The organism is Enterococcus sp. DIV1411a, assembly GCF_050531945.1.
GTDB lineage: Bacteria > Bacillota > Bacilli > Lactobacillales > Enterococcaceae > Enterococcus_B > Enterococcus_B faecium.
In genome coordinates, this window is the sequence record NZ_CP172892.1 from 1,124,134 (window position 1) to 1,142,297 (window position 18,164).

The 18,164-nt window shown below is 39.2% G+C and carries 19 protein-coding genes; all 19 read left to right on the forward strand.

Going from position 1 to position 18,164, the window contains the following annotated elements:
- Positions 1–19: 19 nt before the first annotated feature.
- The 19 genes from IGJ87_RS05360 (at position 20) to IGJ87_RS05450 (ending at position 18,160) form a co-directional block, all read left to right on the forward strand.
- Complete coding sequence (locus IGJ87_RS05360) at positions 20–490, forward strand: SprT family protein (protein ID WP_002291983.1); 471 nt, start codon at positions 20–22, stop codon at positions 488–490.
- A 27-nt stretch (positions 491–517) separates the two neighbouring features.
- A complete protein-coding gene (locus IGJ87_RS05365; RefSeq protein WP_002319130.1) occupies positions 518–1,279 on the forward strand; it encodes a YdcF family protein in 762 nt (253 codons plus the stop codon).
- Positions 1,280–1,409: 130 nt separating this feature from the next.
- Positions 1,410–2,744 (forward strand): UDP-N-acetylmuramate--L-alanine ligase, encoded by a 1,335-nt coding sequence (murC, locus tag IGJ87_RS05370; RefSeq protein ID WP_002319131.1) that lies wholly within the window; start codon positions 1,410–1,412, stop codon positions 2,742–2,744.
- Positions 2,745–3,050: 306 nt separating this feature from the next.
- Complete coding sequence (locus tag IGJ87_RS05375; RefSeq protein WP_002291977.1) at positions 3,051–3,536, forward strand: MaoC/PaaZ C-terminal domain-containing protein; 486 nt, start codon at positions 3,051–3,053, stop codon at positions 3,534–3,536.
- Positions 3,529–4,212, forward strand: coding sequence for a Bax inhibitor-1/YccA family protein (locus IGJ87_RS05380; RefSeq protein WP_002319132.1), 684 nt, complete (start codon positions 3,529–3,531; stop codon positions 4,210–4,212). Before IGJ87_RS05375 ends, IGJ87_RS05380 begins: the two co-directional genes overlap by 8 nt.
- A gap of 125 nt (positions 4,213–4,337) precedes the next feature.
- A complete protein-coding gene (polA, locus tag IGJ87_RS05385; RefSeq protein ID WP_002319133.1) occupies positions 4,338–6,983 on the forward strand; it encodes a DNA polymerase I in 2,646 nt (881 codons plus the stop codon).
- Positions 6,984–7,027: 44 nt separating this feature from the next.
- Positions 7,028–7,864 carry a DNA-formamidopyrimidine glycosylase gene (gene mutM / locus IGJ87_RS05390; protein ID WP_002325743.1) on the forward strand — a complete coding sequence of 279 codons (837 nt, stop codon included), beginning with the start codon at positions 7,028–7,030 and terminating at the stop codon, positions 7,862–7,864.
- On the forward strand, positions 7,828–8,457 hold the full coding sequence (coaE, locus tag IGJ87_RS05395; RefSeq protein WP_002319135.1) for a dephospho-CoA kinase: 630 nt from the start codon (positions 7,828–7,830) through the stop codon (positions 8,455–8,457). The genes mutM and coaE overlap by 37 nt, the downstream gene beginning before the upstream one ends.
- A 49-nt stretch (positions 8,458–8,506) precedes the next feature.
- Entirely contained in the window at positions 8,507–8,839 is a 333-nt protein-coding gene (locus IGJ87_RS05400) for a hypothetical protein (RefSeq protein WP_002319136.1), read from the forward strand.
- A 312-nt stretch (positions 8,840–9,151) separates the two neighbouring features.
- On the forward strand, positions 9,152–9,655 hold the full coding sequence (gene nrdR / locus IGJ87_RS05405; RefSeq protein WP_002291966.1) for a transcriptional regulator NrdR: 504 nt from the start codon (positions 9,152–9,154) through the stop codon (positions 9,653–9,655).
- Positions 9,656–9,677: 22 nt separating this feature from the next.
- Positions 9,678–11,051, forward strand: coding sequence for a replication initiation and membrane attachment family protein (locus IGJ87_RS05410; RefSeq protein WP_002319137.1), 1,374 nt, complete (start codon positions 9,678–9,680; stop codon positions 11,049–11,051).
- Entirely contained in the window at positions 11,051–11,977 is a 927-nt protein-coding gene (gene dnaI, locus IGJ87_RS05415; protein WP_002288331.1) for a primosomal protein DnaI, read from the forward strand. Before IGJ87_RS05410 ends, dnaI begins: the two co-directional genes overlap by 1 nt.
- A 128-nt stretch (positions 11,978–12,105) precedes the next feature.
- A complete protein-coding gene (locus IGJ87_RS05420; protein WP_002319138.1) occupies positions 12,106–12,546 on the forward strand; it encodes a hypothetical protein in 441 nt (146 codons plus the stop codon).
- Between the two features lie 143 nt (positions 12,547–12,689).
- The gene (locus tag IGJ87_RS05425) at positions 12,690–13,391 is read left to right on the forward strand and encodes a tRNA (adenine(22)-N(1))-methyltransferase (RefSeq protein WP_002319139.1); all 702 of its coding nucleotides are present in this window, start codon (positions 12,690–12,692) and stop codon (positions 13,389–13,391) included.
- Positions 13,388–14,509, forward strand: coding sequence for a Nif3-like dinuclear metal center hexameric protein (locus IGJ87_RS05430; protein WP_002325741.1), 1,122 nt, complete (start codon positions 13,388–13,390; stop codon positions 14,507–14,509). Before IGJ87_RS05425 ends, IGJ87_RS05430 begins: the two co-directional genes overlap by 4 nt.
- A 14-nt stretch (positions 14,510–14,523) precedes the next feature.
- Positions 14,524–15,756: a peptidase T gene (gene pepT / locus IGJ87_RS05435; protein WP_002288340.1), complete on the forward strand. Its 1,233-nt coding sequence runs from the start codon at positions 14,524–14,526 to the stop codon at positions 15,754–15,756.
- A gap of 131 nt (positions 15,757–15,887) precedes the next feature.
- A complete protein-coding gene (locus tag IGJ87_RS05440; RefSeq protein ID WP_002319141.1) occupies positions 15,888–16,796 on the forward strand; it encodes a diacylglycerol/lipid kinase family protein in 909 nt (302 codons plus the stop codon).
- 34 nt (positions 16,797–16,830) lie between these two features.
- Positions 16,831–17,103 carry a DUF1294 domain-containing protein gene (locus IGJ87_RS05445; RefSeq protein ID WP_002288344.1) on the forward strand — a complete coding sequence of 91 codons (273 nt, stop codon included), beginning with the start codon at positions 16,831–16,833 and terminating at the stop codon, positions 17,101–17,103.
- 10 nt (positions 17,104–17,113) lie between these two features.
- Positions 17,114–18,160 carry a lysylphosphatidylglycerol synthase transmembrane domain-containing protein gene (locus IGJ87_RS05450; RefSeq protein ID WP_317726773.1) on the forward strand — a complete coding sequence of 349 codons (1,047 nt, stop codon included), beginning with the start codon at positions 17,114–17,116 and terminating at the stop codon, positions 18,158–18,160.
- The last annotated feature ends 4 nt before the right edge of the window (positions 18,161–18,164 follow it).

The following is an 18,164-nucleotide window of genomic DNA, read 5'->3' on the forward strand; positions in this document are numbered from 1 at the left end:
CAATGAGGAGTAACAAAAATTGACACAAGAAGAACTGCAGCAGTTAGTAGAAGAGATATCATTAAAAAGCTTCCAGCGTCCTTTCAAGCACCAAGCTATGTTCAATCCACGCTTGCGTACAACTGGCGGGCGCTATCATTTAAACGATCATCATTTAGATTTTAATGTAAAGCTGTTTGAAGAGTCAGACAAAGAAACGATTACAGGAATCATCAAACATGAACTTTGCCATTATCATCTTCATCTCACTGGAAGAGGATATCGTCATAAAGATATGGATTTCAAGTATCTTTTGAAAAAAACAGGCGGGTTGCGCTATGCGCCAGCCTTGACGAAGAAACAGATAAAGATCGAATATTATCAATGCCAAGATTGTTCTGCCACAATCTGCCGCAAAAGAAGAATCGATGTACACAAATATCGTTGTGGAAGATGTCATGGGGAAATCAAATGGATTGAGACAAAGAGAGAAAGCCTCAATGAAGTATAAAAAATCAGATGAAAGGATGAAGCGTTTTTGGAAAAAAACGAGCAGAGAAATCTAAAAGACTGGAATCAGTTATTAGCCTTTTTAGCCGCACCTGATGAGAAAGATTTTGAGAAATTGTCGGCACCTACACTTATTTTAGCTGGAAACGGTCTTCCTATCTTAGCTGATAAAGCAGCACAAATGTATGTAAATGGTCAAGTAGAACGTTTGTTTTTGGTCGGCGGTGTGGGTCATGCGACTAGGATCCTTTATGAGAATTTTGAAAAGCAAGGATTTCATTTTGAAGAAGGCATGAGTGAAAGTGAAATCTGTCGTCAGTATCTAAAAGAAGTCTATGATTTGCCCGATAAGGCTTTCCTGATAGAATCGAAGTCTACAAATTCTGGAGAGAACGCCACTTTTTCACTGGAGATTCTTCATTCCTTAGATGCTGTACCAGAAAAAGTCCTATTGATGAATGATCCGACACTGCAACGCAGGACTCGAGCAACTTTTGAGAAAGTATGGCAAAATGAACAAACTGTTTTCGTAAATGCTGTGCCATTTGTGCCGGAAATCCTTCACTTTTCTGAGGAGATCATCTTTACAGTAAAAGAACTGAACCACCAATGGCCGAAGGAATATTTCTATGCACTGGTGTTAGGAGAAATGGAGCGACTCCACGACGATGAGAATGGCTATGGTCCGAAAGGAAAAGATTTTATTCCTCATATTGATATATCAGAAGAAGTTTGGTCTTCTTATACAAGAATCAAACAGTCAATAAAAACGGATTTTTCCCGTACATGACCTTTTTAGCAGACGAATCCTCCTTTCTAAATAAATTTGGTTGAAATTTTCAATCGTTTATAAGATAATGAGGAGCGTGTTGAATGTAATAGCTAAAAGAATGGACGCTAGATAAGAGAAGAGGATTCAAATGGAAAATCAAAATAAATTGTATCATTTCGTTGGTATCAAAGGTTCAGGAATGAGCTCCTTGGCTCTTGTTTTACATGAACAAGGTTTAAATGTCCAAGGATCGGACATTGAAAAATATTTCTTTACACAAAGAGATTTAGAAAAAGCAAATATCACGATTCTGCCATTTAACGCAGAGAATGTAAAACCAGGTATGACGATTATTGCAGGAAATGCATTTCCTGATTCACATGAAGAAATCCAGCGAGCAAAAGAATTAGGTTTGGAAGTGATTCGCTATCACGACTTTATTGGTCATTTTATCCAAAACTATACGAGTATCGCTGTAACAGGTTCTCACGGAAAAACAAGTACGACTGGTCTGCTCTCTCATGTATTGAGTGGTGTCCGTCCAACAAGTTATCTAATTGGAGACGGGACAGGGCATGGTGATCCGCAAGCGGAATTCTTTTCATTTGAAGCCTGTGAATATCGCCGTCATTTCCTTGCCTATTCACCAGACTATGCGATCATGACAAACATCGATTTTGATCATCCGGATTATTATACAAGTATCGACGATGTATTTACAGCTTTCCAAACAATGGCTGGACAAGTGAAAAAAGCTATTTTTGCGTACGGTGATGACGCTTATTTACGCAAATTAGAAGCAGATGTGCCGATTTATTATTATGGTGTCACAGAAAATGATGATATCCAAGCACGAAACATCGAACGTACAACATCCGGTTCTGCTTTTGATGTCTATCATGGGGATGAATTTGTTGGACATTTCACTGTACCAGCATTCGGCAAACACAATATTTTAAATGCTTTAGGTGTTATTGCAGTCGCGTATTTCGAAAAACTGGATCTGAAGGAAGTTGCGGAAGAAATGCTGACTTTCCCAGGAGTAAAACGTCGATTCAGTGAAAAAATCGTAGCAGACATGACTGTAGTCGATGATTATGCGCATCACCCTGCAGAAATCAAAGCAACGATCGATGGCGCACGCCAAAAATATCCAGATAAAGAAATAATTGCAGTTTTCCAACCCCATACGTTTACGCGTACGATTGCATTGATGGATGAATTTGCAGAAGCACTTGATTTAGCTGATAAAGTTTACTTATGCGATATTTTTGGTTCGGCTCGGGAAGAACAAGGAAACGTTAAGATTGAAGACCTTGGAGCGAAAATCAAAAAAGGTGGAGAAGTCATCAAAGAAAATAATGTATCTCCATTATTAGATTATCATGATGCAGTAGTAATCTTCATGGGTGCTGGAGATGTTCAAAAATTTGAACAAGCGTATGAAAAACTTTTAAGCAGCACGACGAAAAATGTACTGTAATACAATTACTGCAGTGTCCTTATAAAAATAGAAAGAGGGAGAGTGGCAAAATTCTTGTCATGCTCCCTTTTTTACAACTTTTGATAAACGGCGTTCAAAAGCTTGCATCTGCGGTAATAAGCCCAGCCAAATCAAAAACATGAGAAGCTGTTTTTTCTTGACTGTTCTTATTACTTGATGCAGGACAGCTTTTTCACGACCTCTTTAAACTATAGGAATCTGTTAAATCAAAGGAGCAGAACTTGCCTTTTGCGCTGCTTTTGGTACAATAATGTATGATTAAAAATAAACTGGAGGGTTTCTATCTTGAACATAGGTAAGCCGAGAAAACTAGGAAAAACAATAAATGAAATCGAGGAAGGCGACTCGTTATCCTTAACAGAATCTATTGAAGATAACCAGCTTTTGCTGTATTTGGGATTGACGAATGATGCAAATCCTTTGTATATCCAACATGACTTTGCACAAAAAACAGAATATCATCAGCCAATCGTTCCATCAGTGATGCTGATGGGGATCATCACAAGTGCAATTTCAAAGCATCTTCCTGGACCAGGATCACATGTTGTCAATTTTTCTGTCAATTTTATTGAACCAGTTTTCCATTATGAAACACTGACTTTTCAGTTTGAGGTCATAAAAGTAGATAAGATGAAGGATGTGGTGACGATTTCTGTAGAAGCGGAAAACACGAACGAAGATCGTGTGTTGGATGCTGTTGTTATGGTCCAACCGCCACAAGTTCCTGAATTGGAAATAGCAATCGAAAGTGAAGGTGAATTAAATGAATAATCCAAGTACATCAATGTCAGGTATCAATCGTTTTTATGCAAAAGTTTATGGCTTTTTAGGTATGGGACTTGCCCTTAGCGCAGTCACTTCTTACTTGGCTCTTTGGGTATTTCCTTTGCAACTAGCAACTTTTATCAATAACTTTCCATTAGGCTTTATGGGTCTGTGGATCGTTGAACTGATTTTAGTAATGGTTCTAGGCGTAAAAGCACAAAAGAATCCGAGCTTAGCAATCGGTGGTTTTATTGCCTACTCTCTTTTGAATGGCGTAACATTAGCGGTTACTCTTGCATACTACGATATTGGAACAGTAACGCAAGCTTTCTTGACAGCTACTTTGATGTTCATGGGGATGTCTGTTGTCGGAGTAACAACAAAAAGAGATCTTAGCGGGGTTGGAAGAGCAGGACAGGCAGCTTTAATCGGAGTGATCATTGCACTAGTCTTGAACATCTTCATTTTGAGAAGTAGCGCAGTTGAGCTGTTCATCTCCCTACTGTTAGTCGTCATCTTTGCAGGGATCACAGCTTATGATAACCAAAGCATCCGTAATATCTATGTCCAGACAAACGGAACAGCACATAGTGGAATTGCTGTATTCATGGCATTGAAGCTGTATTTGGACTTTATCAACTTGTTCTTGGCGTTTCTGAGAATCTTTGGACGGAACAACTAAAAAAGAAAAAAATTCATCAGTTGGGGCTATACCGAATTATTTGGTATGGTCCCGCTTTTTCTTTTCGCATTCCGCAGGATTCTTTGTTAGAATGAATAAGAACTTTACAGTAAGGAGTTAAGAAGATGACAAAAAATAAATTATTACTCGTTGATGGGAACAGTGTGGCTTTTCGCGCATTCTTTGCGCTTCACAATTCTCTTGAACGTTTCAAAAATAGAAACGGTCTTCATACAAATGCAATCTATGCATTCAATACGATGTTTGAAAATGTTATGCAAAAAGAGCAACCGACTCATGTTCTGGTTGCGTTCGATGCAGGAAAAACGACTTTTCGGACAGAAATGTATGCGGAGTACAAAGGTGGAAGATCCAAAACACCTGGCGAATTCAAAGAACAAATGCCATATATACGTGATTTGTTGACAGGACTAGGGGTACAGTATTACGAATTGCCCAATTATGAAGCAGATGATATTATCGGTACTTTGGCAGAAAAAGTAGACAAAGATCAATTTGATGTCGTCGTGCTTTCAGGTGATCGGGATTTGACTCAATTAGCTAGTAAAGAAGTAAAAGTGGATATCACTGTAAAAGGTGTCAGCGATATCGAAAGCTATACACCTGAACATGTAGCGGAAAAATATGATGGGTTGACGCCAAAACAGATTATTGACATGAAGGGACTAGCCGGAGATGCCTCTGACAATATTCCCGGTGTGACTAAAATCGGTGAAAAAACAGCTATCAAGCTATTGAAACAATATGGCTCAGTCGAAGGAATTTATGAACATATCGATGAAATGAAGCAAAGCAAAATGAAAGAAAATCTGATAAATGACAAAGAGCAGGCTTTCTTATCGAAAAAATTGGCGACCATCAATACTTCAGCGCCTGTGGATGTCTCTATCGACTCATTGAAGTATGAAGGGAAAAATCTCGATAAACTCGTTCCGTTTTATAAAGAAATGGATTTCAATCAGTTCCTTTCTAAATTGAATATCGTAGAAGAAGAAGTAAAAATGGATGATATTTTGTTTGAAGTCATTCATGAATTCAAAGAGGAAATGTTTACTACGGATATGGCGTTGTACGTGGAAATGATGGGCGACAATTATCATACAGAGGAAATCGTCGGAGTAGCGTGGGGGACAGAAAAGAAAATTTATGTCACGAACGATCTATCTGTATTCGAAAACCGAGCGTTCCATTCTTGGATCACTGATCCGACTCGGCTGAAAAAGGTATATGATGCGAAACGAACTTATGTTGCTTTAAACCGCTATACTGGAAAAACGAAAGGAATCGATTTTGATGTCTTGCTAGGTGCATACCTTCTCGATACGAATGAAAAAAGCACAGATATCGAAGGAATAGCTGCTCATTACGGATACAACGATATCCAATCAGATGAAGCTGTATACGGCAAAGGGGCGAAAAAAGGTTTACCAGAAGAAGAGGAACTCTTTTTTGCTCATTTAGCGCGAAAAGTAGCTGCAATCAATGCGTTGACACCAAAATTGAGCCAAGAACTGGCAGATAAAAACCAAGAAGATCTTTTCCGGAAAATGGAACTGCCATTGTCTATCATTTTGGCAGAGATGGAAATAAGCGGGATCAAAGTAGATGCGACTCGCTTACAAGAAATGAAGGGCGAGTTCTCTGCTCGCTTAAGAGAGATCGAACAAAAAATCTACGAAGAAGCCGGCGAAGAATTCAATTTGAATTCACCAAAGCAATTAGGAGTGATCTTATTTGAAAAAATGGGATTACCCGTTATCAAAAAAACAAAAACTGGATATTCCACAGCTGTAGATGTACTGGAACAGCTTCGTGAACAAGCACCAATCGTAGAGGATATCCTCACCTATCGTCAAATTGCAAAAATTCAATCTACCTATGTCGAGGGACTGCTGAAAGTGATCCAATCAGATGGGAAAGTGCATACCCGTTATGTCCAGACATTGACCCAAACAGGACGATTAAGCTCTGTTGATCCTAATTTGCAGAACATCCCGATTCGATTAGATGAAGGGAGAAAGATACGTCAGGCATTTGTTCCTAGAGAAAAAGACTGGCTGATTTATTCTTCTGACTATTCACAAATCGAGTTACGCGTACTTGCGCATATCTCAAATGATGAACATTTGAAAGCTGCCTTCCTAGAAGGTCAAGATATCCATGCCAGCACAGCGATGCGTGTATTTGGAATCGAAAAGGCAGAGGATGTCACACCAAATATGCGTAGGCAGGCAAAAGCAGTGAATTTTGGTATCGTGTATGGCATCTCTGATTACGGACTTTCACAAAATCTAGGAATCAGCCGAAAAGCAGCACAGCAATACATCGATACGTACTTTGAAAAATACCCAGGTGTCAAAGAATATATGGAAAGAATCGTACGCGAAGCAAAAAACCAAGGCTACGTCGAAACGCTGTATCACCGCCGTCGATATCTGCCAGACATCAATTCAAGAAATTACAATATCCGTTCTTTTGCGGAACGAACAGCTATCAATACACCAATCCAAGGAAGTGCTGCTGATATTTTGAAAATCGCGATGATCGAATTGGATAAACGATTAAAAGAAGCAGGTCTTCAAGCTACGATGCTGTTACAAGTTCACGATGAACTTGTCTTCGAGGTACCGGAAAAAGAACTTGAATCATTAGATAAATTGGTGAAGGAAGTTATGGAACAAGCTGTTTCTCTTCATGTACCACTGATCACTGACAGCAGTTGGGGAAAAACGTGGTACGAAGCAAAATAAACATTGTTTAAGACAGAGCAATATAATGAAGGTGAAAAGAAAAAATGCCAGAATTACCAGAAGTAGAAACCGTTCGTAAAGGATTGGAACGGTTAGTAGTAGGAAAAACGATTCAAAAAGTTCAGGTCTTGTGGCCCAAGATCATCGAGCAACCAGAGACACCCATCTTTGAGGCTTCTCTTGTTGGCGAAACCATCCAATCCATTGGACGTAGAGGGAAGTTTTTAATTTTTCATCTCGATCATTATGAACTGATCTCACACTTGCGAATGGAAGGAAAATATCAATTTACGAAAGAAAATACACCAATCGATAAACATACGCATGTACTTTTCTTTTTTGAGGATGGAAGCCAACTTCGCTACAACGATGTACGAAAATTTGGTCGTATGACAATCGTCGAAAAAGGAGCAAGTGCAACTTACCGAGGAATCATGAAATTGGGACCTGAGCCTTTGCCAGATAGCTTCTTATTAGCAGATTTTGCAAATGGACTGAAAAAGTCCCACAAAGCAATCAAGCCATTGCTGCTAGACCAACGTCTAGTGACTGGTCTAGGTAATATTTATGTAGATGAAGCATTATGGGAAGCGAAGATCCATCCAGAACAACCGGCGAACACACTGCGCCCCAAAGAGGTAGAACAATTACGTCTATCGGTCATTGATGTTTTGGATCGTGCAATAGAAGCCGGAGGTACCACGATTCGCAGTTATTTGAATGCATTAGGAGAATCAGGCGGATTTCAAGTAGCACTGCATGTCTATCAGCAAACTGGCAAACCATGTATACGTTGTGGGACGCCGATCGTGAAAACAAAAGTGGCACAAAGGGGGACGCACTATTGTCCGAATTGTCAAAGGCTAAAAATCGCAAAGTAGGATTTGTTTTAGGTTTGACGGGTGGAATAGCTACCGGTAAAAGTACGGCAGCCAAAGTCTTTCAGTCTCATGGATTTCCTTTGATCGATGGCGATGTGATTGCCAGAGAAACTGTTGAGCCTGGAACGCTTGCTCTGAGGAAAATTGTATCAGTGTTTGGCCAAGAGGTATTGCAGTCTGATGGGCAGCTAGATCGAGGGAAACTTGGGATGATTGTTTTTCCATCAAAGGAAAAACGGCAAAAACTTGATCAGCTATTAGATCCGTTTATCCGAAAAGCGATAAAAGATCAAATCGCCTCTCTAAGTTCCAATCATCCTTTAGTAATTGTAGATATCCCATTGCTCTACGAAGGTCATTATGACCACTATATGGATGCAGTAGCTGTCGTTTATACTACGCCAGAAACTCAGCTTCAGCGTTTGATGAAACGTAATCAACTGACGCTAAAACAAGCGCAGCAGAGAATTAGTAGTCAGCTTCCAATCGAAGAAAAAAAGCAGCGTGCGGATATTTTGTTCGACAACAATGGAACAAAAGAAAAACTTGTGGGACAAATCGAAAATTGGCTTTTTGCTAATCGCTTTCTTTGAGTATCTGTGTCAATTTTGCTATCCTGAGTATAGAAAGTGAGGGATAGCGATGGGATCATTAAAAAATCAAAAGGATAAAGTCGTAGGTAACGCAAAAGAAAAAATCGGCGAGATACTCAATAAAGAAAATCTAATCGATGAAGGTCGTACGCAATCAGAAACAGCAGAAGAAAAAGAAAAGCAGTACCAAGCAAGAATCGATGAAATAGAAGACCAGCAGGCAGAAGAAGAAGCGAAGCGGCAAGATTTGACTCAAGAACGAAAAAATCCGACACCTGATCGTAGTAAAACACCGCTCCCAGAAAGTGACCACATTCCCGATGAGCAAAAAATCGAGGAACAGCGAATGAAACACTATACAGGAATCGAAGAGAAGTTATAAAATAGTAAAAAATCGAGATGTGACTTGAAGCAGATGAGAAGGTGTTCATCTGCTTCAAGTTTTTTGTGCTAGATGACTAAATCAGCTTTTGTGTAAGTTATTTCTCAGTAATCAAGGTGATCAGTATTGGAAAATTGAAATTTGGTAAGGACAGGGAACACAATTACGCATGAAAGTAGAAAAAATTGTTCTTATATCCGTGTTTTTTTGGTAGGACAGTCGCGTTTGTGATTTGTTTCGTGTTATAATACAACTAGTTGTAAAGAAAGACACACCCTTTATATAAAAATGCGATGCAAGAGGTGAGACAAAATGAGATGTCCCAGATGTCAACATAATAATTCACGAGTAATCGACAGCCGTCAAGCAGATGATGGACGTGCGATCCGTCGCCGTCGCGAATGTGAGAATTGTTCGTTCCGATTCACTACATTTGAACGAATTGAAGCTGCTCCGTTATTAGTAATCAAGAAAAACGGGGAACGCGAAGAGTTCAATCGCGATAAAATTTTAAGAGGACTCATCCGTTCAGCAGAAAAAAGACCTGTAGCTATGGAACAAATGGAACAAATCGTCAACCATGTCGAAAACCGCGTACGCAGTCTCGGAGAAAACGAAGTATCGACGAATCTAATTGGTGAATATGTGATGGAAGATTTAGTTGATTTAGACGAAATCGCTTATATTCGTTTTGCAAGTGTTTATCGCCAGTTCAAAGATATGTCTGTTTTCTTAAAAGAATTGCAAGATATCGTGGATAAAGCAAAAGAAAATAATAAAGAGAACAATAAAGAAAACAATAAAGAAAACAATTAAGAAACAAAAAGGAGGCATTTCCTTGGAAAATGCTTGGAAAGAGCTTCAACCAAAAAATATTTACCAAGGAAGAAAAGCGGCTCCGCTGAGAGAAGACAGCAAGAACGCCTTGCTGTATCTTTATCAGCCACTAATCGGCGGAGAAGCCTTGAGTATCTATTTCACCCTGTTATCAGAAATCTCTCAAGAATCTGGCAAAGGTCCTGAAGGGATGCATGCAGATCTGCTTAGTAGTCTAGGCTGTGGTATCCCGCAATTTTATGATGCAAGAAAAAAGCTAGAAGGAATCGGCTTACTGGATGTTTATTTTAAAGAAGATAGTGATCTGGGACCTCGTTTTATTTATGAGCTGTTAGAACCACTCATTCCTAAAGCATTTTTCAAAGACTCTGTTCTGGCTTTTCTTCTTCTGGAAAAAGTTGGTGAACGACGATTCCAGAAGCTTACCAAATTGTTTGAACCTAAAAGGCATACAGCAGAGGGATATCAAAAAATCACAAAAAAATTTTTAGATGTTTATCGCTTCAATGAAGCAGTGTACGCTGCTAATCAAGAAAACATCGAATCACTGAATAAATCTTTTGAAGAATCTGAATCGGTAGCATTACTTGAAGCAGATTCGACATTCGATTGGCAGTTTTTGAATGATTGGCTGGCAAAAAAACATATTGCAAGTCTTGATGATCCAATCATCAAACAAGTCGACATGTATCATCAGCTTTACGGTTTCGATGAATTGACACTTGGCGAACTGATCAGTCAATCTTATGACTTTAGTGAACAAAAAGTATCTGAAAAAGAACTGCAAAAAGCCATTTTGGCAATGCAGAGACGTCCGGTGAAGCAAACAAAAGAAACAGTTGCGGTTTCTGAAAACAGTAATGAACCCTCGTCAAACGAACATTTGACAAACGCAGCGCTTCAGCTGATAAAAGAAGCACAGAGCATTCCACCGATGAAATATCTGGAAGCAATCAAGTCAGAAAAAGGCGGATATGTTTCTAAACAAGAAAACTGGTTACTGCAAGATCTTGTTTCTCAATCAGGTCTTTCCAGTAGCGTGATCAATGTTTTGCTGAATTATGTACTAGTTATCAAGAATAATGCTAGCTTAAATGCCAGTTATGTAAATACAGTGGCAAATGAATGGGCACAAAAGAAAATCGCCACAGCAGAAGAAGCGATCCAGCACATTCGGCAAATAAGTAATCAAGCAAAACAATCAAAACAAAAGAAGCAAACAAATTATCAAACTGGCAAGCGAAATGTTCGACGGGAAAAGCTTCCTGATTGGGTCAACCAGCCAAAAGATGAAAAACAGATCAGCAGCGAGAAAAAAGCAGAGATTGACCGCCGTTTTAAAGAATACCTGGCAAAAAAGGAGGGTGACATCTAATGGAAGACGTAGGCAAAGAATTGAAGAGGATCATCAGCAAACGCAATTATCAAGAAAAGTATGCTGAAATGATCGCTGAAGTCTTAAATGATGCGGATGTTCAAGCTTTTCTAAGCGCACACCAAGAAGAATTGACACAAGCGGATATTGAAAAAAGTTACGCTAAATTGTATGAATTCGTGCAAGAAAAGCGTAAATATCAAAAAAACGATCCAACGATGATCGCTCCCGGCTATGAGCCGAAGCTGACGTTGAATTTTCATTATGTGGATGTCACTTATGTACCAACGGAAGCATTGTTAGCACGGCAAAGACAAGAAGAAATCAGAAGCCGAGTAAAAGCAATGGATATGCCAAAAGATATTCAATCGGCTTCTTTTGAAAACTTTGAACGTACAGATGGACGAGGATATGCGAGCTTAGAAGCCCTAGATTTTGTAGAGAAATATACTGCTGATCCAAAAGGGTATCATAAAGGACTGTATCTAGTAGGAAGTTTTGGTATTGGAAAAACATATTTATTAGGAGCAACAGCGAGAGAATTAGCGATTGCTGGATTCACCACGACGCTAGTCCATTTTCCGACATTTGCCGTTGAGATGAAACAGGCAATCGGAAAAGATCAAGTGGCAGAAAAGTTAGATGCAGTGAAACGTTCACCTATTTTGATGATCGATGATATTGGTGCAGATGCGATGAGTAGTTGGATACGAGACGAAGTATTCGGTGTTATCCTTCAATATCGGATGCAAGAACAGTTACCAACCTTCTTCTCATCGAATTTTACAATGGATGAATTGGAACAGCATTTGTCCGTCACTCAACGTGGAGATGAAGAGCCGCTAAAAGCGAAACGGATAATGGAACGCATACGTTATTTGACAAAAGAAATCGAAATGACTGGTCGCAACCGACGCAATGGTTGAACAATTGACAAGTCCAACTGACATTTGACCTAGTAGTAAAAGCAGGTCAGCGAATCATTATATGGACAGAAATGACCGGAGACAATCACCGCAACAAGTAATGCAGAAACTTAAACGGAGGATTTTTTATGAGGGCTATTTTTTCTAGTATATCTGTAGTTGGTCTATTTTTTCTTTTAGCAGGCTGCGGTAGCGCAGATAGCAACACAGGTTCTGTTGATTCGATTGATGCGGGTCAAACAGTAAAAACAAGCAGTACGAAAACGGAGGGACAAAGCATATTTGTCGGAACGATTGAAAGTATTACTCAAGTAGAAGCAGAAGAAGAAACGCTTCAGTTGAAACTCGTCGATGTCATGGCCAAAGAAGATCCAGCGAATATGGGAACGTCATTCAGCAATGACGGAGTGATCTTAAATGCTACTGCTGAAAAAATAAGCGTGGACATAAATGAATTAAAAATCGGTGACAAAGTCCAATTTACATTAGTTGAGATGCCGATCATGACGATGTCTATCCCACCGCAAGTTCCTGGAGATTCGATTATTGATGTTTTATTGAACAAATAACCAACAACATTTTTTCAAAAATAAGAAAATGTTGTTTTATAGAACGAAAAGGTATATTTTTTAAGGAGATATGGGAATTTTTTTATTCCTAGTCTCCTTATTTTATTTGGAAAATGCTATAATTATCTAGAAGGAGTGAAGCTATGAACCATTTAGATTTATCTCAGCGCTTAGCCGCAGTGGGTGACTTTGTCCCTGAATCCGCTCGTTTAGCAGACATTGGATCAGATCACGCTTACTTACCCGTTGCATTGATATTAAGAGGAAAAATCGAATATGCAGTTGCTGGCGAAGTCGTTCAAGGTCCTTATGAATCAGCACGTAAGCAAGTCAAAAAAGATGGATTAGAAGACCGTATCACCGTACGCCTTGCAAATGGTCTAGATGCTATCCAGCCACAAGATGGTATTACAGCTGTCACGATTGCGGGTATGGGAGGTTCACTGATCCGAGATATCCTAGAAGCTGGCAAGTTGAATCAACGCTTAAGCGGACAAGAACGTTTGATCCTTCAGCCAAACATCGGAGAGCGTACATTACGATCTTGGCTGCAAGAAAATCAGTATAAAATCCAATCAGAAAAAATACTTGAAGAAAATAAAAAAATATATGAAATCATTGTAGCCGAAAAAGAACAAAAACCAGTTACTTACAATGAAATGGAGCTGATGTTCGGGCCATTTCTGCTTGAAGAGAAAAGTGAGATCTTCAAATCAAAATGGTCAAGAGAGCTTCAACAAAGAAAAGCTATCCGTGAACAGCTCAAACAAGCAGCTAATCAAGAGGCACGTCAAAAACAAATCGAGCAGGAAATCGAAATGATTGAGGAGGTTTTAAAGACATGACAATCAGCGGACGCACCTTCATCCAAAAGTTTGAAAGCTATTGTCCTCAGTGGCTAGCTGAAGAAGGAGACCCAGTCGGACTGCATATCGGAACATTGGATAAGCCAATCCAACGAGTAATGATGACATTAGACGTTCGTCCAGAAGTGGTCGAAGAAGCAATCAAGAAAAAAATCGATTTGCTGATTGCTAAACATCCTCCAATCTTTCGTCCTGTAAAACGGCTGGTTACTGATCAGCCACAAGAAAAAATGTATGCAGATTTGTTGAAACATGATATTGCCGTCTATGCAGCACACACGAACATGGATATTATTTGGGATGGACTGAATGACTGGTTTTGTGAACTTCTCGGTATTGAAGTGGAGAGTTATTTAGTAAAGACTCATGAGATTCATTATAAAAAACTGGCCGTTTATGTACCTGTGGATCATGCACAGAAAATGCGTGAAGTATTAGCTGCAGCTGGTGCTGGTACACAAGGTGATTATACCGGTACAAGTTTTACCTCGATTGGACACGGTCGATTTACTCCGGAAGCTGGTGCACAACCAGCGATTGGGAAAGTAGGGAAGACAGAACAAGTTCAAGAGGCAAAAGTTGAGGTTATTTTTCCGGAAACTATCGAAAAACAAGTGATTCAAGCCATGCGGTCAGCTCATCCTTATGAGGAACCTGCTTATGATCTTCTCGCTATAGATGAACCAGTCGAAATGTTTGGGTTAGGACGAGTAGGTGAATTGCCGCAAGAAATTTCTATAGAGGCATTTGTAGAACAAGTAAAAGAAGCGTTCCAACTAGATGGACTTAGAATAGTCCAGCCAAAAAATGCAAAATCCTCTGTGAAGCGCATTGCGATTTGCGGTGGAAGCGGTGAAAAATTTTATCCGCAAGCAATCGCCCAAAGAGCAGATGTCTATATCACGGGAGATATCTATTATCATACGGCTCATGATATGCAAAGCGCTGGGTTGATCGCAATTGATCCCGGTCATTATATTGAATCGTTATGCAAGCAACGATTTATCGAGAAATTTGAATCTTGGAAACAAGAAGAAAATTGGGATATTAACTTTTTCGTTTCTGAAACAAATACAAACCCATTTCAATTTAATTAAAAGGAGAGAATACTATGTACGAAAATCTTTTGCCACGTTTTTTACGATATGTCAAAACAGAAACACGCTCCGATGCAACAAGCAAAACGACTCCATCGACTCAGACACAAGTTGCTTTTGCGCAAGAATTGAAAAAAGAATTAGAAGAGTTAGGCTTAGCTGATGTTTTCTATAATGAAGATAACGGATTCGTTATGGGAACATTACCAAGCAATGTTGATCATGAAGTGCGTTCCATTGGATTTATTTCCCACATGGATACAGCAGATTTTAATGCAGTAGGAGTCAATCCACAAATCATTGAAAACTATGATGGCGAGTCTACGATCGTACTAGATGCGGAAGAACGCTATACATTGAATACAAAAGATTTTCCAAATTTGAAAAATTATGAAGGCCACACATTGATCACAACAGATGGCAGTACATTACTGGGAGCAGATGACAAATCAGGGATTGCGGAAATCATGACTGCAATGGAGATCTTGATCAATAATCCTTCTATCCCTCACGGTACCATCAAAGTGGCTTTTGGTCCTGATGAAGAAATCGGTGTCGGAGCTGATAAATTCGATGTTGAGCAATTCGATGTAGATTTTGCTTATACAGTCGATGGTGGTCCTTTAGGTGAGTTGCAGTATGAAACGTTTAGTGCTGCTCAAGCAAATATTACGATCCAAGGGAAAAATGTACATCCAGGGACGGCAAAAGATACAATGATCAATGCTCTACAGTTAGCAATCGATTTTCATAATCAGCTTCCAGCCGATGAAGTTCCAGAAAAAACGGAAGGATACGAAGGTTTCTTCCATTTGATGGCATTGGATGGGAATCCTGAAGAAGCTTCTATGAGTTATATCATTCGCGATCATGATCGTGAAAAATTCGAAGCACGCAAAGCACAAATCACACATATCCAAGAAGAGTTGAATCAGCGATTTGATCAAGAACGAATCAAAGTAGATATGTATGATCAATATTACAACATGAAAGAAATCATTGAAAAAGATATGAGCATCGTGGAATTAGCGAAACAAGCAATGATCGAGCTTGGTATCTCTCCAGTGATCGAACCAGTTCGTGGAGGAACAGATGGTTCAAAAATCTCTTACATGGGTATTCCGACGCCAAATCTATTTGCCGGAGGAGAAAATATGCACGGACGATTCGAATTTGTTTCTTTACAAGTAATGGAAAAAGCAACAGACGTGATTGTAAAAATTGCAGAATTGAACACAAAGAGTTAAAATCGAAAAAGAACAGCTTATGACAAGGCGTTCGTCCCAATGATGGAATGTCATCTGTCTAAGGCTAAAGGGCAGGACAATGGAATTGGTTGTCCCGCCCTCTTTTTTGAAGAGTAAATAGGAGGTAAAGAATGGAAAAGCTGCTAGTTTTTTATAACAAACGTTCAGGGAAAGATGAGGGTGAGAAATTAGCACGCTGGTTTCAAGATTATGTAAAAGAAAAGCAGCCAGAATTATATGTAGAACTAGCTGAAACTGGCCCATCGATTGATGATGCGGAATTAGTCAAGAAAGCAGAAGCCATAGAAGCTGATACTTTAGTAATTATAGGTGGAGACGGCACGATTCATCATATCGTCCAAGCGTTCCAAAAAAAATTATCTCAATACCATGTCGGATTACTTCCAGGTGGAACTGTCAACAACCTTGCACGTGTTCTTGAGATTCCCCTCAAAAAAGAAGAAGCTGCTGACGTGATCCTGGAAGGCAATGTACGGAAAATAGACTATGGTCAAGTCAATGATGAAGTCATTATCTCTACACTGACAATCGGAATCTTAGCAGATACAGCAGTTTGGATCAGTCAAGAAGAAAAACAGCGTTATGGCTCGTGGATTTTTATCAAGAAGTTTTTTAAGTCATTGCTGAAGAAGAAAAAGTATCATTTGGATTTAGAAACAGACGAGGAGCATTGGAAAGGAAAATCCCAACTGTTGACAGTCACGATGTCTAACTCCGTGGGCGGTTTTACAAATTTTGACGACTCAGCGACCCCGGATGATGGAAAATTCCATGTAACGATCGTACCTTCCTTAGATATTTTCCGATTTATTTTTTATTTGCCTAGAATCATGAGAGGCAAATTCTATACGATCCCCGGCATTACTTATTTCACAGCCAAACGCATGAAAATCCAAGCGCAGGAAAAATCTGTGGGCACTCGAACGGATGGAGACACGACAGATGATCTTCCAGTTGAATTATCTGTTGTATCAAAAGGATTAACAGTTTATTCACCAAAGAAAGAAGAAAAAGCTTAGAAATAGTAGTTAACAGAAAGTTGGAAGAAGAGTAATGGATGTATTGTTACACAATCCTTTGTGGTTTTACCTTTTCATTGTGAATTTTTACTTATTTTGTCTGATGGGGTATGATAAACATCAGGCTAGAACTAGCGGCTGGCGTGTTCCTGAGAATAATTTGATATTTGTCAGCCTGTTAGGCGGTGGTTTGGGAGGATTGATCTCTCGAAAAGTTTTCCATCATAAAACGCGGAAAAAGAAGTTTACTATAGGATTCGCTGCAGGTGTACTTGTTGATTTGATTCTCATTTATTTTTTCCATTAAGGAGCAGGAGATGTCGTCTAAAGGAACGAAAACTAAAATCATTCTGAATCTGCTTTTGCTGATTGTGATTTTTGCAATTATTTATTATTTAATCAATCAATCATTTGCAGATATCTTTGCCGAATTGCTGTCTACCAGTGTTGTTGTTTTGGCAGCCGCTGTTATATTAGGGACAGTTTACCAAATCGCTGAAGGGCGCTCAATCAAAGAAATTGCTGAACCTTTCGCGCCGAATTTTACAACGAAAGATGGGTTCTTGACCTCTAGCTATATTGCGTTTTACCGAATCGTTTCATTTGGTACAGGAACGCTGATCTCGGAGATTTATTTTTATAACAAAAAAGGAATGAAGCTATCCCAGGGAGCAGGGGTGACAGCACTCCATATGATTATGTACAAACTGGCAGTGATCACTTATGCATTAGCTGGCTTGGTCATCCAATTCTCTCTTTTTTATTCTAATGGTCCGTCAATGATCTGGTTTATCATCGCTGGTATCCTTTTGACGATCGTGATTGTTGCCTTATTATTGGCGATGTCCGTCAGCTTGAATGTCCAAATATTTTTTGTCAGCTTATCGAATAAGTTATTTAAGAGTGAGCGTTTGCGAAAATGGGTGGATACATGCAATCAGCAGATCTACTCTTTAAGGGAAACGGTCCAAACCATTATCCAAGACAGGACTGCGCTATTGCGGATTTATCTATGGAATATGTTAAAACTTGTATTTTGGTATGTACTTCCCTATTTGATTCTGATTGAAAACCATCCTAAAATAGATTTTCTACTGACCATTTCGTTTATCAGCTTTGCAGTAGTGCTTTCAGGGGTTATTCCTACGCCTGCTGGTATTGGTTCCTTTGAATTTGTCTATTTGTTATTATTCAGACCAGTTGTTGGAACAGTTGACGCAGTTTCTTCGCTTTTACTGTATCGTTTCAGTTCCTTTATCTTGCCATTTCTCTATGGATTTGTGTATGTGATTGCTGAACGGCGAAGAGTGATCAAAGAAGAAATAACAGAAGTAAAAAAAGAGAATAAAGAAAATCAAGGGTAGGTCT

Excerpts from the sequence above, each read along its gene's own strand:
- IGJ87_RS05450 (WP_317726773.1), top strand. The coding sequence starts at position 17,114 with ATGTCGTCTAAAGGAACGAAAACTAAAATCATTCTGAATCTGCTTTTG.
- IGJ87_RS05380 (WP_002319132.1), top strand. The coding sequence starts at position 3,529 with ATGAATAATCCAAGTACATCAATGTCAGGTATCAATCGTTTTTATGCA.
- IGJ87_RS05430 (WP_002325741.1), top strand. The coding sequence starts at position 13,388 with ATGACAATCAGCGGACGCACCTTCATCCAAAAGTTTGAAAGCTATTGT.
- IGJ87_RS05400 (WP_002319136.1), top strand. The coding sequence starts at position 8,507 with ATGGGATCATTAAAAAATCAAAAGGATAAAGTCGTAGGTAACGCAAAA.
- mutM (WP_002325743.1), top strand. The coding sequence starts at position 7,028 with ATGCCAGAATTACCAGAAGTAGAAACCGTTCGTAAAGGATTGGAACGG.
- nrdR (WP_002291966.1), top strand. The coding sequence starts at position 9,152 with ATGAGATGTCCCAGATGTCAACATAATAATTCACGAGTAATCGACAGC.
- polA (WP_002319133.1), top strand. The coding sequence starts at position 4,338 with ATGACAAAAAATAAATTATTACTCGTTGATGGGAACAGTGTGGCTTTT.
- pepT (WP_002288340.1), top strand. The coding sequence starts at position 14,524 with ATGTACGAAAATCTTTTGCCACGTTTTTTACGATATGTCAAAACAGAA.
- IGJ87_RS05425 (WP_002319139.1), top strand. The coding sequence starts at position 12,690 with ATGAACCATTTAGATTTATCTCAGCGCTTAGCCGCAGTGGGTGACTTT.
- dnaI (WP_002288331.1), top strand. The coding sequence starts at position 11,051 with ATGGAAGACGTAGGCAAAGAATTGAAGAGGATCATCAGCAAACGCAAT.
- IGJ87_RS05445 (WP_002288344.1), top strand. The coding sequence starts at position 16,831 with ATGGATGTATTGTTACACAATCCTTTGTGGTTTTACCTTTTCATTGTG.
- IGJ87_RS05440 (WP_002319141.1), top strand. The coding sequence starts at position 15,888 with ATGGAAAAGCTGCTAGTTTTTTATAACAAACGTTCAGGGAAAGATGAG.
- murC (WP_002319131.1), top strand. The coding sequence starts at position 1,410 with ATGGAAAATCAAAATAAATTGTATCATTTCGTTGGTATCAAAGGTTCA.
- IGJ87_RS05420 (WP_002319138.1), top strand. The coding sequence starts at position 12,106 with ATGAGGGCTATTTTTTCTAGTATATCTGTAGTTGGTCTATTTTTTCTT.